This window comes from Streptomyces katrae (genome assembly GCF_000717655.1).
In the GTDB taxonomy this organism is placed as follows: domain Bacteria; phylum Actinomycetota; class Actinomycetes; order Streptomycetales; family Streptomycetaceae; genus Streptomyces; species Streptomyces katrae_B.
The window spans coordinates 257,447-271,579 of the sequence record NZ_JNZY01000006.1 but is presented as its reverse complement, the minus strand read 5'-3'; the positions used below and the strand labels follow the sequence as shown (position 1 = coordinate 271,579).

General features: G+C 75.2%; 6 protein-coding genes. All 6 read left to right on the top strand.

Annotation, left to right across the window (positions count from 1 at the left end):
* Positions 1 to 202 precede the first annotated feature (202 nt).
* The 6 genes from IF09_RS0110160 (at position 203) to IF09_RS0110135 (ending at position 14,096) form a co-directional block, all read left to right on the top strand.
* Positions 203 to 2,437, top strand: coding sequence for a lantibiotic dehydratase (locus IF09_RS0110160; protein ID WP_030294152.1), 2,235 nt, complete (start codon positions 203 to 205; stop codon positions 2,435 to 2,437).
* A complete protein-coding gene (locus IF09_RS0110155) occupies positions 2,437 to 3,942 on the top strand; it encodes an amino acid adenylation domain-containing protein (protein ID WP_030294150.1) in 1,506 nt (501 codons plus the stop codon). Before IF09_RS0110160 ends, IF09_RS0110155 begins: the two co-directional genes overlap by 1 nt.
* Positions 3,939 to 5,093, top strand: a complete 1,155-nt coding sequence (locus tag IF09_RS0110150; RefSeq protein ID WP_234320944.1) for a threonine ammonia-lyase — start codon at positions 3,939 to 3,941, stop codon at positions 5,091 to 5,093. The genes IF09_RS0110155 and IF09_RS0110150 overlap by 4 nt, the downstream gene beginning before the upstream one ends.
* Positions 5,090 to 5,371, top strand: coding sequence for an acyl carrier protein (locus tag IF09_RS0110145; protein ID WP_051832304.1), 282 nt, complete (start codon positions 5,090 to 5,092; stop codon positions 5,369 to 5,371). The genes IF09_RS0110150 and IF09_RS0110145 overlap by 4 nt, the downstream gene beginning before the upstream one ends.
* Before the next feature lie 180 nt (positions 5,372 to 5,551).
* Entirely contained in the window at positions 5,552 to 7,567 is a 2,016-nt protein-coding gene (locus tag IF09_RS40055; protein WP_234320943.1) for a lantibiotic dehydratase, read from the top strand.
* A gap of 253 nt (positions 7,568 to 7,820) precedes the next feature.
* Positions 7,821 to 14,096, top strand: coding sequence for a non-ribosomal peptide synthetase (locus IF09_RS0110135; RefSeq protein WP_030294145.1), 6,276 nt, complete (start codon positions 7,821 to 7,823; stop codon positions 14,094 to 14,096).
* Positions 14,097 to 14,133 lie beyond the last annotated feature (37 nt).

The following is a 14,133-nucleotide window of genomic DNA, read 5'->3' as shown; positions in this document are numbered from 1 at the left end:
CGGTCTCGATGGGTCACAGCGTGACGCCGGGATCCGGCCCGCCATAGGGACAAACGCGCAGAAGGACCGGCGGTCGGTGCTGCCGCTCCTTCCCTGGTGGCGCCGGCCGGCGCGGCGGCAGTGTTCGGGGCAGCCAGGGTGGCGTCCGAGAGGTACAGCGCCGCCGGCCACGCCACCCCATCAGGCTGGAAGGAGCTCCGCCATGTCGGACACCCCAGAGACCGTGCACCTGCCCACCGGCGGGTGGCGGTTGTGGGAGCACTTCGCACTCCGCGGTCCGGGTTTCCCGGCCGAGGGGGTCCTGCGCATGGCCCCGCCCGGACTCGCCCTCGCCGCCGACAAGTTCGGTCCGGGCGACGCCCTCGCCGGCCCGGACTGGGAAGCGTTCACCGGGGCCTTCGACACCGGCGCCGTCCGCACCGCCGAGCTGCTTCAGGACATCCGCCAGCGCGAGGAGCTGGTCGCCCACTACTGGCAGCGGTTCTGCGTCAAGAACGACACCATCGGGTTCTTCGGCCCCGTCGGCTGGGGCCGCTGGGATCTCGCCACGGACGGGGTGCAGGTCGACCCCGGCTCCGGCGGGTTCCTCGCCGGCTCGCGGGTCTACTTCGCCAGTTGGGCCATCGACGCCCTGGCCAAGTCGCTGAACGCGGACCCCGCGCTGCGGGCCTGGATACCCCCGCGCCGGGTGTCCTTCGTACGGGCCGAGGGCCTGTCCGTGCATCTGCCGGGCCGGCCTGCGCAGCCCATCGGCGCGACCGCCCGGGCCGTACTGGACCTGTGCGACGGGACCCGGCCGGTGGCCGCGATCGCCGGGGCGCTGGGGATCCCGGTGGCGGAGGCGACCGAGACCGTGCAGTGGCTGCTGGCCAAACGGTGGGTGCACTGGCGCCTCGACGTGCCGACCGGCACCTACCCGGAGCGGGAGCTGCGGGCCGTCCTGGAGCGGATCGCCGATCCGGCCCTGCGCGAGCCGGCCCTGGAGAAGCTGGCCGTCCTGGAGCGCGGGCGGGACGCCGTCCAGGCGGCCGGCCTGGACGCCGAGGCACTGACCTCGGCGATCGGCGCCCTGGAGGCCGACTTCGCGGCGCTGACCGCCACCGACGCCCAGCGCTCCAAGGGCGAGCGGACCGCCCCCTGCCGGGGGCTCGTGTACTCGGACGCCCGGCGCGCGGCGACGGCGACCCTCGGCACCGCCCTGCTGGGCGAGCTGACCCCCCTCGCGCAGTGCCTGACGGCGGCGCGCTGGCTGACCAACCGCTTCGCCGAGCGGGTCGGTGCACGGCTGCGCGAGGTGTACGAGCGGTTGCGGGCGGCCGGCCCGGTGGACCTGGGGTCGATGTGGCTGGGCTGCCTGCCCTCCCCGTACCCGGAGGCGGGCCGGGACCTGGACGCCGTCCAGGCGGAGCTGCGGGCGAAATGGGCGCGGATCCTGGCGGTGCCCGAGGGGGCGCGCCGGGTACGGGTGTCGTCGGCGGACATCGCCGAGCAGGTGCGGGCCGAGTTCGAGGAGCCCGGCGCGGGCTGGTCGCTGGCCCGCTACTTCAGCCCGGACGTGCTGCTCCTCGCCGAGAACCCGGACGCCGTGGCACGCGGCGACTTCGAGATGGTGCTGGGCGAGATGCACAGCGCGCTCAACACGATGGGCGCCTCCCTCTTCGTCCACCAGCATCCCGACCGCGACGAGTTGATCGCGGAGACCACCCGCGACTTCCCCGGGCCGCGGCTGCTGCCGATGCTGCCCAAGGAACTGCCACTGAAGTGGTCGGCGCGCAGCAGGCCTTCGCTGGACCGGCCGCAGGACTACTACGTCTCGCTGGTCGACGACACCGGCGATCCGCACCGCCCGCGCACGGTCCTGTGCGCCGACGTCGTGGTGGAGGACCGGGAGGGCCGGCTGATGGCGGTACTGCCCGACGGGGCCGCGTTCGATCTGCTCGACGTGTACGCGAACACCCTGACGCAGCGCGTCATGGACCGGTTCACGCTGCGCCCCGAGGGCGACCACACGCCGCGGATCAGCATCGACAAGATGGTGGTGGCGCGCGAGACCTGGGCCTTCCCGGCGTCCGAACTGGCCTTCGCCGAAGAGAAGTCCGAGGCCAGGCGGTACGTACGGGCCCGGCACTGGCGCGAGGAACACGACTTGCCGCGGTTCGTGTTCGTGGTCTCGCCGAGCGAACCCCGGCCCTTCTACGTGGACTTTGACAGCCCCGTGTACCTGACCATCCTCGCGAAGGCCGCGCGCAGGCTGGCCCGCAAGGACCCCGGGGCCAAGCTGAAGATCAGCGAGATGCTGCCGACCCCGGAGCAGGCCTGGCTGACCGACGACCAGGGCGACACGTTCACCTCGGAGCTGCGCTTCGTCGCCGTCGACCAGACGGTCACGGACGTCTCGCGGCCCGCGCGGGAGCGCGCCTCGGACAGGAGCGCGTGATGCGGACCTTCGTCGACGACATCGCCGCGCACGCCTCTCTCGACCCGGACCGGGTCGCGGTCACCACCCCCGCCGGCGAGGTGACGTACGCGGAGCTCACCGCCCGCATCGACGCCCTCGCGGCGGTGCTGCGGGCCCGCGGCGCCCGCCCGGAGACGGTGTGCGCGGTGGCCGTGGAGCGTGGCGTGGACGCCGTGGTGGCACCGGCCGCCGTGGTGCGCTGCGGCGCGGCCTTCCTCGGCCTGGACCCGGAGCAGCCGCCGGCCCGGCTGGCGGCGCTGGCCCGCAGCGGCGGCGCGGAGCTGCTGGTGACCACCTCGGCGTTGGCGGGCGGGCTCGACCTGCCGGTCCCGGGGCCGCCCGTCCTCCTGGACCGGCCCGGCAGCGCGGCCGGTGCGGACGGGCGGCCGGGCGGACCGCCCGGCGAGCGCTCGCTCGCGTACGTCAGCCACACCTCCGGGAGCACCGGGGAGCCCAGCGCCGTCCTGGTCGAGCACCTCGGGCTGGACTCGTACCTGCGTTTCATCGCCCGCGACTACGGGCTGGGGCCCGACACCGTGGCCCTCCAGCTCGCCCCGCTCGGCTACGACGCGTCGCTGCGGGACACCTTCGCCCCGCTGCTGGCGGGCGGACGGCTGGTGGTGGTGCCGCGCTCGGCGCTGCTGCGGCCCGAGGAGTTCGGCGCCGTGGTCCGGGAGCACGGGGTGAGCGCGCTGCTGAGCACGACCCCGTCGTTCCTGTCGTTCCTGGCCGGGCAGCCGGACGGGGCCCGGCTGCTCGCCGGGGTCCGCCTGGTGGTCTCCAGCGGCGAGTCGCTGCGGCCGTTCCTTGCGGCCGGGGGGCGGCCGCTGGTCCGGGGCAGCCTGGTCAACCAGTACGGCCCGACCGAGTGCACGATGACCTCGACCCGGTACGCCGTGCCGGCCCGGCCGGACGTCCTGACCGACACCGTCGGCACCGCGATCGACGGCGTGGTCGTACGGCTCCTGGATGCCGGGATGGCCCCGGTGCCCGACGGGGACGTCGGGGAGGTCTACATCGGCGGCGCGGGCGTGGCCCGCGGCTACCGCGGGCGGGCCGCCCGTACGGCCGAGTGCTTCGTACCGGACCCGTTCGGTCCGCCGGGTGCGCGGCTGTACCGCACCGGCGACCTGGCCCGGACGGGTCCCGACGGGCTGGAGTACCTGGGGCGCGGCGACCGGCAGGTGAAGATCCGCGGCTATCGGGTGGACCCGGCCGAGGTCGAGGGGGCGCTGCTGTCGCACGCCGGGGTCACGGGGGCGGTCGTCACCAGCGAGGCCGACGCCCAGGGGCGGGTGTTCCTCGTCGCCCACGTCACGGGCGACCTGGCGGGCACCACCGACGCCGCGCTGCGCGCCCACCTGGCCGCCGGCCTGCCCCCGCACCTGATGCCGCGGCGGTTCGTGCGGCTGGCGGAACTGCCCACCACCCGCAGCGGGAAGGCCGACCGCCGTGCCCTCTCGCAGACAGGACGCCGGTCATGACCCCCGCACCCGCGACGGCACCCGCCGCGCCCGCCCCACCCGTCATGTCCGCCAGGTCCGCCGCCTCCGGCGGACCGGCCGGCGCCGTGCTCGGCCCGCTCGGCCCGCTCGGCCCGCTCGGCCCGGCCGACGTGGAGGCCGCCGCCGCACGCATCGCCGGGCATGTCCGGCGTACCCCGTTGCTGCCGGGGCTGCCCGCGCCCGACCTCCACCGGACGGGCCGGCGGCTGCTGCTGAAGGCCGAGCACCTCCAGTACGGCGGGTCGTTCAAGTTGCGCGGGGCCGCCAACGCGGTCTTGGCGCTGGGGGCCCGGCGGATCGTCACCGGCTCCTCGGGCAACCACGGCATCGCGCTGGCCCGGCTGGCGGCCGCGCTCGGCGCCGAGGTGACCGTGGTCCTGGCCGGCGGGGCGCACCCCGCGAAGACCGCCCTGATCCGTGCCCTCGGCGGGCAGACGGTCGGTGTGCCGGGCGGCGTCGCCGAGCGCGATGAGCGGGCCCGGGCGCTGGCCGAGGAGACGGGTGCGGTCCTCGTGCCCTCCTCCGACCACGAACTGGTGGTGGCCGGGCAGGGCACGGTCGGCCTGGAGATCCTCGCCGAGGCGCCCGACGTCGAGACCGTGTACGTGCCGACCGGCGGGGGCGGGCTGCTCGCGGGGGTCTGCCTCGCGGCGTACGGGCACCCGGTGCGGGTGGTGGGCGTCGAGCCCGCCGGCACCCCCCGCTACGCCCGGTCCCTGGCCGCGGGGCACCCCGTACGGCTGGCGCCCGGTGACACCGTCGCCGACGGGCTGCGCGGCCAGCAGCCGGGGGCGGTGCCGTACCCGGTCATCCGGGACCGGGTCGACGACCTGGTCACCGTGTCCGATGCGGAGATCCTCGCCGCGGCCGCGCTGCTGCGGCGGCGCGGGATCGAGGCCGAGCCGTCCGGCGCGGTCGCCCTGGCCGGGGCGATGCGGGCGGGGCGCGGCACCGGCCGCGCCGTCGCCGTCGTCTCCGGCGGCAACACCACCGCGGCCCTGACGTCGGCCGCAGCGGCCGCCACGGCCGCCACCGCTTCCCGTACCGACCGCACCACGCACGCGACTCGCACCACCTGCGCCACCCCCACCTCTCACACCACCCGTTCGCTCCTGGAGGAGACCTCATGACCGCGACCGCGACCGAGACCCAGAACCTGACCGCGCAGCTGACCGGCGCCGCCCTGACCGAACTGGTCGTCTCCATCTACCGCGAGACGCTGGGGGTGGCCGACCTCGACGAGCAGAGCGACTTCTACGAATGGGGCGGCGACTCGCTGACCGCGTTCCGGATCACCGCACGGCTCGAGGAGGCGCTCGGGGCGGAGGTCCCGGTGGCCCTGGTCTTCGCCTACCCCTCGCCGGCGGACCTCGCCGACGTCGTCCACGCCGACTTCGTCCGGGCATGAGGGGCAGGCCATGACAGACACCTACGTGCCCGGCGGCCGCTGGCGGCTGTGGGACCAGTTCGCCCTGCGCGGGGCGGGATTCCCGGCCGGGGGCGTGCTGCGGCTGGCCCCGGACGGGCTGGCCGCGGCCGCCGACAAGTTCGAGCCCGGCGAGGGCCCGGGCGCCCTGGCCGGTGAGCGGTGGGGGGAGTTCACCGCCCTGTTCGCCGAAGCCCAGGTGGAGGTGGCGCACACGCTCCAGGAGATCGCCGCCAGCGCGAGGAGCTGGTCGCCCACTACTGGCAGCGGTTCTGCGTCAAGAACGACACCATCGGGTTCTTCGGCCCCGTCGGCTGGGGCCGCTGGGACCTGTCCGCCGAGGGCGTCCGCGTCCACGCCGGCGCCCCCGGCACCGGCCTGATCGCCGGATCGGAGGTGTACTTCGCCAGCTGGGCGGTCGACGCCCTGGCCGCGCGGATCGACACCGATCCGGCGGTACGGGAATGGGTGGCGCCCCGGCGCGTGCCGTTCGTCCGCCAGACCGGCATGGACGTGACGGTGCCGGGCCGCCCGAGCCAGGCCCTCGGCGAGGACGCGCGTGCCGTGCTTGCGCTGTGCGACGGCGTACGCCCCGCGCGGGACATCCGCGCCGCGCTGCCGGACGTGGACGTGTCCGCGGTCCTGGCCGACCTGGTCGCCCGCCGGTGGGTGGTGTGGAAGCTGGAGGTGCCCGCCGATGCCCGCCCGGAGCGGCACCTGCGGGCCTGGCTGGACCGGGTCGGGGACGGGGAGCTGCGCGAGCCCGGCCTGGCCGCCCTGGACGTCCTGGAGCGGGGCCGGGAGCGCGTACGGGCGGCGGTCGGGCCCGAGGCCCTGGTGGCCGCACTGACGGAGCTCGAGGGCGAGTTCGTCGCGCTGACCGAGACCGCCGCCGTGCGCGAGAAGGCGGCCGGTACGGCGCCCTGCCGGGCCCTGGTGTACTCCGATTGCCGGCGGGCGGCGACCGCCGCCCTCGGGCGGACCGTGCACGAGGCCCTCGCCCCGCTGGACCCGCTGCTGACGAGTGCCGGCTGGCTCACCGCGCGGCTCGCCGACGCGGTGATGGCCCGGGCCCGGGAGGTGTACCGCCGGCTGGCCGGGCAGGGCCCGGTCGACCTCGCCGCGTTCTGGTTCGCCTGCATGCCCATCCTGCACGGCGCCGCCCGCGCGGAGTCCGCCGAGCTCCAGCAGGAGTTCCGCCGGCGCTGGGACGCGATCCTTTCGCCCCCGCCGGGCACCCGCCGGGTCAGGCTGCCGCTGGAGGCCGTCGCGGGGCCCGTGGCCGAGCAGTTCGGCGGCCCGGGCGGCGGCTGGACCGCCGCCCGCTACCTCAGTCCCGACATCATGATCGCCGCGTCCTGCGAACAGGCCGTGGCCCGCGGTGACTTCGAGCTGGTCCTGGGCGAACTGCACGTCGCCGCCAACACGTTGGGCGCCTCGCTGTTCGTCAACCAGCATCCGGACGCCGAGGAGCTGCTCCGGCTCACCGACCGGGACCATCCCGGCCCCCGGCTGATGCCGCTGCTGCCCAAGGAGCACCGCTCGCGGCTGTCGGCGCGGATCCGGCACTGCCTGGTCCGCCCCGAGGACTACTACGTCGCCCTCGTCGACTTCACCGCCGATCCGGCCCGGCCCCGTACGGTGCTCAGCGCCGACGTGACGGTGACCGAACGGACGGACGGCGAGCTGGCGGTGGTCCTGCCCGACGGGTCCGAGTTCCCCGCGGTGGACGTGTTCTCGCACGTGCTGACCACCCTGGCGATGGACCTGTTCCAGATCCTGCCGGACGCGGCCGAGCACTCCCCCCGGGTCACGGTGGACCGCCTCGTCGTGGCCCGCGAGACCTGGCGGCCGGCCCCGTCGGACATGGACTTCGCCGAGGAGAAGGACGAGGCCCGCCGGTTCGTACGGGCCCGGCAGTGGCGGGAGAGGCGCCGGCTGCCGCGGTTCGTGTTCGTCGTACTGCCGACCGAGACCCGCCCGTTCTACGTGGACTTCGACAGCCCGGTGTACGTGAACATCCTCGCCAAGGCGGTCCGCAGGATGGCCCGCAAGGAGCCGGACGGCCGGGCCGTGTTCACCGAGATGCTGCCGAGCCCCGAACAGGCCTGGCTGACCGACGACCAGGGCGAGGCGTACACCTCGGAGCTGCGCTTCGTGGCGGTGGACGAGGGCTGACCGAAAGAGCACGGCGACGCTTTCGACGGCGGCGCGCACGGCGGAGCACCGGGCCGTGCGGTGCCGCCGTTGCGCGTTCTACCCCCCGCGGCTGCGTGCGCGGCTGCGTCTTCTTCCCTACTGACGGATCTCCGCAGACAGCAGTGTTGAGGAAAACACCGCTTGGAGGCCCACAGTGAAGGTTGTCGCAGCGCACGGCGGAGCGGCGAGGCACGGCAGCGAAGCCGGCTTTGCCGTACGTGACGGTGACGGAGTGTCGTTCGCGCAGCGGAGGCTGTGGTTCCTCGACCAGCTCACCGGAGGCTCCGCCGAGTCCCTGCTCCCGCTGGCCCTGCGCATCCGCGGCGCCCTCGACGTCCCGGCCCTGGAGCGGTCGCTGACGGGGATCGTGGACCGCCACGAGGTGCTGCGCACCCGGTTCACGGCCGTCGACGGGGAGCCCGTACCCGTGGTGGACCCGGCGGGCCGCAGCCGGCTGGCGCGGGTGGAGGCGGACAGCACCGCCGAGCTCTTCGACCGGGAGCTGGCGCGCCCGCTCGACCTGGCGAAGGAGCACCCGCTGCGGGCCACGCTCACCCGCCTCGGGCCCGAGGAGCACGTCCTGCTGCTGGTGGTGCACCACATCGCCGTGGACGGCTGGTCGTGGGACGTGCTGCTGCGCGAACTGGACGCCGGCTACCGGGGCGAGGCGGTGGACGCGCCGCCGCTGCAGTACGCCGACGTGGCCCGCACCGAGGCCGAACGGCTGGGCGGGCCGCGCATGGAGCGGCTGCTCGGGTACTGGCGCGAGCGGCTGGCCGGAGTCGCCCCGCTCGCGCTGCCCGCGGACCGGCCCCGGCCGGCGTTCTGGGACGGCTCCGGGGACGTGGTCCGCTTCGAGCTGCCGGCCGAGCTGGTCGCCGAGGTCGACCGGGTGGCCCGCGAGCAGCGTGCGACCCGCTACATGCTGCTGCTCGCCGTGTACCAGACCCTGCTGGGTCACTACTCCGGCCGCTCCGACATCGCCGTGTGCACCACCCTGGCCGACCGCGGTCGCGCCGAAGTGGCGGGTCTGATCGGCCCGTTCGTCAACACGATCGTGCTGCGTACCGACCTGTCCGGCGATCCGACCTTCGCCGCCCTGCTGAACCGGGTCCGGTCGGGCGCCCTGCGGGACTTCTCGCACTCCGAAGCCCCGTTCGACCGGGTGGTCGGCGAGGTGGTCACCGAGCGCGACCTGTCCCGCCACCCGCTCGCCCAGGCCTCCTTCACGCTGCTCAACACCGTTCCGTCGGCGGCCCGGCTGGACGCGCTGGACGTGGCGCTGGTCCGGACCCCGCTGACGGGCACGCCGCTGGACGTGTTCCTCGACCTGAGCCTGCGCGCCAACGGTGACATCGCCGCGCGGCTCCAGTACTCCACGGCCCTGTTCGACCAGAGCACGATGGTCCGCTTCACCGAGGGCTACGTCGAGCTCCTGCGCGCCGTGACGGCCTCGCCGGGCACCCCGGTGGCCGAACTCGCCGGGCGGCTCGCGCCGTTGCCCGGCAAGGAGCGTCGCCGCCTGCTCGCCATGGCGGGCTCGGGGCGCACCGCGCCGACGACCGCGGGGCCGTTCACCGTCACGGGCGCACCCGACGCGGTGGCCCTGGTCTGCGGGGAGGAGACCCTGCGCTACGGCGAACTGGACGCGCTCGGCGGCGGTCTGGCCACGGCCCTGCGGGCGGCGGGCGTCCGCCCGGGGACCCCGGTGGGCGTGTGCCTGCGGCGCGGGATCCGGTCCGTGGCCGCGCTGACGGCGATCTGGCGGGCCGGCGGGGTCTACGTACCGCTGGATCCCGCGCTCCCCGAGGAGCGGCTGCGGTTCATGGCCGAAGAGGCCGGGCTGCACTGCGTGCTCACCGATGCGGCGACCGTCGAACTGGCCGCCGCGCTCGGCCCGCAGGTGCTCCGGGTGGAGGACGCCGGGCCCGATGCGGGCGCCGCGCACCACACCCCCGGCCCGCAGGACCTCGCGTACGTCATCTTCACCTCGGGCTCCACCGGCCGGCCGAAGGCCGTCGGCATCGAGCACGGGGCGATCGCCGCACACGTCGCCGCCGTCCGCGAGGAGTTCGGGATCACCGCCCGGGACCGGGTGCTCGCCTTCTCGTCCTTCTCGTTCGACGCCTCGCTGGACCAGCTGCTGACCGCCCTCGGCTGCGGGGCCACCCTGGTGGTCCGGCCGGACGAGCAGTGGCTGCCCGCGCAGCTCCCCTCGGTGGTCGGGCGGCACGGGATCACCGTCCTGAACCTGCCGCCCACCTACTGGGCCGAACTGGCGTTCTCGCTCACCGACCGCACCGCGGCCCCGCTGGCCGCGCTGCGCCTGCTGGTCCTCGGCGGGGAGTCCGTCCCGGCCGCGGCGCTGGCCGCCTGGCAGGCGCGGGCCCCGCACGTACGGGTGCTCAACGCGTACGGCCCGACCGAGACCACCGTCACCGCCACCACGCACGAGATCGGCGCGGCGGGGGACCCCGGCCGGGTGCCGATCGGGCGGCCGCTGGGCTCCCGCCGGATGTACGTGGTCGACGCGCACGACGAGCTCGTGCCGGTCGGCGAGCCCGGCGAGCTGCTGATCGGCGGCCCGGAACTGGCCCGCGGCTACCTCGGCCGGCCGGCCCTCACCGCGCGGAAGTTCGTACCGGACCCGTACGGCGACGACGGCGACGGGGGCCGGCTGTACCGCACGGGCGACCTGGTCCGCCGACTGCCCTCCGGGGAGCTGGAGTTCCTCGGCCGCACCGACGACCAGGTCAAGATCCGGGGCTTCCGCATCGAACTCGGCGAGGTGGAGGCGGTCTTGGCGCGGTGCCCGGGTGTGGTGGCCGCCGCGGTGGCCGTCGGCGCGGACGCCCAGGGCGGCAAGAGCCTGACCGGCTACGTGGTGGCCGGCCCCGGGGGCCCGGTGGAGCCCACCGTACTGCGGTCCTTCTGCGCCGGCCGGCTGCCGCACTACGCCGTGCCCGCGGACTTCGTGGCGCTCGACGCGCTGCCCGTGAACACCTCGGGCAAGCTGGACCGGGCCGCCCTGCCCGCGGCCCGGCCGGACGGGGGGCGGGCGGAACGGGACCGGGCTGCCGCGGGCGGCCTCGAGTTCATCGCGCCGCGCGACGCCACCGAGCAGGTGGTCGCCGAGATCTGGGCCGAGGTCCTGGGGGTCGACCGCGTCGGCATCGACGACGGCTTCTTCGACCTGGGCGGCCACTCCCTGCTCGCCACGATGGCCGTCTCCCGGATAGCGGAGCGGCTCGGCCGCGAGGTGGAGCTGCGCACCCTGTTCGAGAACCCCCGGATCCGCGAGTTCGGGCCGCTGGTGGCCGCCGCCCGGCAGGCGGGTGCGGCGACCGTCGTCCCGGTGGACCGTTCGGGGCTGCTGCCGCTGTCCTTCGCTCAGGAGCGGATGTGGTTCCTGGACCGCATGTCCGACGTCGGCGACGAGTACGTGCTCTGGTTCTCGTGGCGGATGCGCGGCGGGCTCGACCGGGATGCCTGGCAGGGCGCCCTCGACGAGGTGGTGGCCCGGCACGAGGCGCTGCGGACCGCCCTCGTCGAGGTGGACGGCCGGCCCGCGCAGCGGGTGGTCGACGGGGTCCGCGTACCGCTCGTGTGGCAGTCGGCCCCACCCGGCGACGACGAAGCCTCACGGCTGGCCCGGCTCCGGGAGGTGGCCGTCCCGTACGCCACCCGCCGTTTCGACCTGGCCGGGCCGCCGCTGCTGCGGGCCGGGGTGTGGGAGCTGGACCCGCAGGACCACGTCGCCGTCATCGCCTTCCACCACGTGGCCACCGACGGCTGGTCGAAGGACGTGATCATCGGGGAGCTGGCGCAGGCGTACGCCGCCCGCGTGGCCGGGCGGCCGGCCGGACTGCCGCCCGTCCCCGTCCAGTACGGGGACTTCGCGGTCTGGCAGCGCGACCGGATGGCCGGCGAGGTGCTGGACCGGCAGCTGGCTTACTGGGAGGGGGCCCTGGCCGGCGTGCCCGTACTGGAGCTGCCGACGGACCGGCCGCGCCCGGCGGGCTGGTCGGGCCGGGGCGGCGCGGTCGAGATCGACCTGCCGAAGGAGCTGGAGGCCGCCCTCGGTGAGCTGGCCCGGCGGCACGGGGTGACCCGGTTCACGGTGCTGCTGGCCGTGGTGCAGATCGTGCTGGGCCGCTGGTGCGGGCAGCAGGACGTGGCGGTGGGCACGCCGGTCGCGGGCCGTGGCCAGGTGGAACTGGAGCGGCTGGTGGGGCTGCTGGTGAACACGGTGGTGCTGCGCGGGGACCTGTCCGGCGAGCCCTCGTTCACGGAGTTCCTGGGCCGGGTCCGGGAGTCGGTGCTCGGGGCCTTCGACCACCAGGAGGTGCCGTTCGAGCGGCTGGTGGAACAGCTGCGGCCGGAGCGGGATCCGTCGCGCAACCCCTTGTTCCAGGTGATGTTCGACGTACAGGAGAGCGCCGCCGGCGGCCCGCGGGTCGAGGGCCTCGACGTGGAGCACTTCGTCCTGCCGTGGGGCTCGGCCAAGTTCGACCTGACCGCCACCTTCCTGCTCTATCCCGACCGGTTCGCGCTGAACGTGGAGTACGCGAGCGATCTCTTCGATGCCGCCACGGTCACCCGGTTCGCCGGGCACGTGGGCCGGGTGCTGGAGTCGGTCGTCGCCGATCCGGAGCAGGCCGTCGGGCGGCTGGAGCTGCTGTCCGCCGCCGAGTACGAGGAGCTGGCCGGGGCAGCGGGCTCCGCAGTGGCCGCCCCGACGACGCCGTTCAGGGTGTCGGGTGCGCCGGACGCGGTGGCGCTGCTCTGCGGGGACGAGAGCCTGACGTACGGCGAACTCGACGGCCTGACCGGCGGGCTGGCCCGCGCCCTGGCCAACGCCGGAGTACGGCCGGGCACACCCGTCGGCGTGTGCCTGCGCCGCGGCATCCGCTCCGTCGCCGCGATGGCCGCGATCTGGCGGGCCGGAGGGGTCTACGTACCCCTCGACCCCCGGCTGCCGGAGGACCGGCTGCGGTTCATGTGCGCCGAGGCGGGCGTGCACAGCGTCTTCAGCGACGCCTCGACCCACGCCCTGGCCACCGAGCTCGGGCCGCGGACCGTCCCCGTCGACACCGTCGTGCCCGACCCGGACGCCCCGCACCACACCCCCGCCCCCGACGACGTCGCCTACGTCATCTTCACCTCGGGCTCCACCGGCCGCCCCAAGGCCGTCGGCGTCGAACACCATGCGCTCGGCGCGCACGCCGCCGCGGCCCGCGAGCTCTTCGGCATCACGGCGGACGACCGCGTCCTCGCCTTCGCATCCTTCTCCTTCGACGCCTCCCTGGAGCAGGTGCTGCCCGCCCTCGGCGCGGGAGCCTCGGTGGTGGTCCGGCCGGACGAGGTGTGGGCGGTGGAGGAGCTCGCCGAGGCGGTCCGCACCCGGGGCGTCACGGTCATGGAGGCCACCCCCGCCTACTGGGAGGAGATCGTCGCCCGCCTCGACGCGGTCGCCGGGGACCTCAAGAGCCTGCGCCTGCTCGTCACCGGCGGCGAGGCACTGCCCTCGGCGCCGCTGGCCCGCTGGTTCGCGCACCTCCCCGACGTGCCGGTCGTCAACACGTACGGCCCGACCGAGTCGGTCATCTCGGCCACCGCGCACACGGTCACCGCACCGGTCGAGGGCCGGGTGGCGATCGGCAGACCGCTGGGCTCCCGCCGGGCGTACGTCGTGGACGCCGTCGGGCAGCTCGTACCCGTCGGCGTGCCGGGCGAGCTGCTGATCGGCGGCCCGGAGCTGGCCCGCGGCTACCTGGGGCAGCCCGCCCTCACCGCCGAGAGGTTCGTACCCGACCCGTTCGGCGGAGACGGCGGCCGGCTCTACCGCACCGGCGACCTGGTCCGCCGACTGCCCTCCGGGGAACTGGAGTTCCTCGGCCGCACCGACGACCAGGTCAAGATCCGCGGCTTCCGCATCGAACCGGCCGAGGTCGAAGCCGTCCTGGAACAGCACCCGGGCGTGCACGGCGCAGCCGTACTGGTCCGGGAACTGCGCGGCGAGCGCGCCCTCGTCGGCTACGCGGCCGGCCAGGGGCTCGACGCCGAGGTACTGGCCGCCTGGTGCCGGACGCTGCTGCCCGGCTACATGGTGCCCGCCGCGTTCGTCCTGCTCGACGCCCTGCCGCGGACCGTGCAGGGCAAGACCGACACCACCGCCCTGCCCGACCCGGTCCTGGCCGCGCCCGCCGCGTCCGTGGCGCCGCGCACCCCGACCGAGGTCGTGACGGCCCAGATCTGGGCCGAGGTCCTGGGGCTGCCCGAGGTCGGGATCCGGGAGGACTTCTTCGCCCTCGGCGGCCACTCGCTGCGCGCCGTGGCGGCCGCGTCCCGCCTGCGCACCGCGTTCGACTGCCCCATCCAGGTACGCGACCTGTTCGACCACCCGACGGTCGAACTGCTCGCCATGCAAGTGGAACGACAGCTCATCGACCAGATCTCCTCGATGAGCGACGACGAGATCGACCTGTCCCTGACCTCCGACTTCTGATCGCCGCAGCGATCCCCGCCCCGATCCCAGCCTTGAT

What these genes read in the sequence shown, in the direction of transcription:
- IF09_RS0110160 (WP_030294152.1), top strand. Translation starts at nt 203, where the DNA reads ATGTCGGACACCCCAGAGACCGTGCACCTGCCCACCGGCGGGTGGCGG.
- IF09_RS0110155 (WP_030294150.1), top strand. Translation starts at nt 2,437, where the DNA reads ATGCGGACCTTCGTCGACGACATCGCCGCGCACGCCTCTCTCGACCCG.
- IF09_RS0110150 (WP_234320944.1), top strand. Translation starts at nt 3,939, where the DNA reads ATGACCCCCGCACCCGCGACGGCACCCGCCGCGCCCGCCCCACCCGTC.
- IF09_RS0110145 (WP_051832304.1), top strand. Translation starts at nt 5,090, where the DNA reads ATGACCGCGACCGCGACCGAGACCCAGAACCTGACCGCGCAGCTGACC.